General features: G+C 59.3%; 1 protein-coding gene. It reads right to left on the bottom strand.

The window, feature by feature from the left end; all coding sequences use genetic code 11:
• Positions 1–80: 80 nt before the first annotated feature.
• A partial coding sequence (locus tag EN851_RS34125; protein WP_135931046.1) for an integrase core domain-containing protein occupies positions 81–573 on the bottom strand: 493 nt, incomplete at its 5' end.

Here is a 573-nt window from a genome sequence, read left to right as displayed (position 1 = left end):
AGAGGCAAAAAGCCTCGCCGATGACGGCGTCGAATTCATGCCGATCCCGATCTTTCCGGAGGACCGGAACTGAGCGGAGCCTAGCTGTTTAGTCCCGGCATTTGATGGATTGGATCGAGCCTGAAGCGTTCAGGGTCCTTTGTCCAGCATTTGCAGATGTATTCGTAGGGGGTTAGCCCCGTCAGTGTCTTAAGCCGGCGCCCGAAGTTGTAAGCGTCGATGAAGTCTTGGAGATGCTGACGGAGCTGATCGTGGTTGTCGTAGTGGAAACGCTTGACGGTGGCCTCCTTGACCGTGCGGTTCATGCGCTCGACCTGACCATTCGTCCACGGATGCTTCACTTTCGTGAGCCGGTGCTCGATGCCGTTGTCGCGACTGACGCGGTCGAAGATGTGCTCGAAGGCGTGCCGGTCCTGCGTGCGGTTGGTGAACTGGATGCCATTGTCGGTGAGCACGGTGTGGATGGCGTAGGGGACGGCGGCCACGAGGTTGCGCAGAAACTGGGCGGCCGCCATCCTCCCAGCCTTCTCATGCAACTCCGCATAGGCGAACTTCGAGGTCCGGTCAATGGCC

It is taken from the genome of Mesorhizobium sp. M8A.F.Ca.ET.208.01.1.1 (genome assembly GCF_004791315.1).
In the GTDB taxonomy this organism is placed as follows: domain Bacteria; phylum Pseudomonadota; class Alphaproteobacteria; order Rhizobiales; family Rhizobiaceae; genus Mesorhizobium.
Note: the sequence above shows the minus strand (reverse complement) of the source record. Positions and strands in the feature narration are given on the sequence as shown.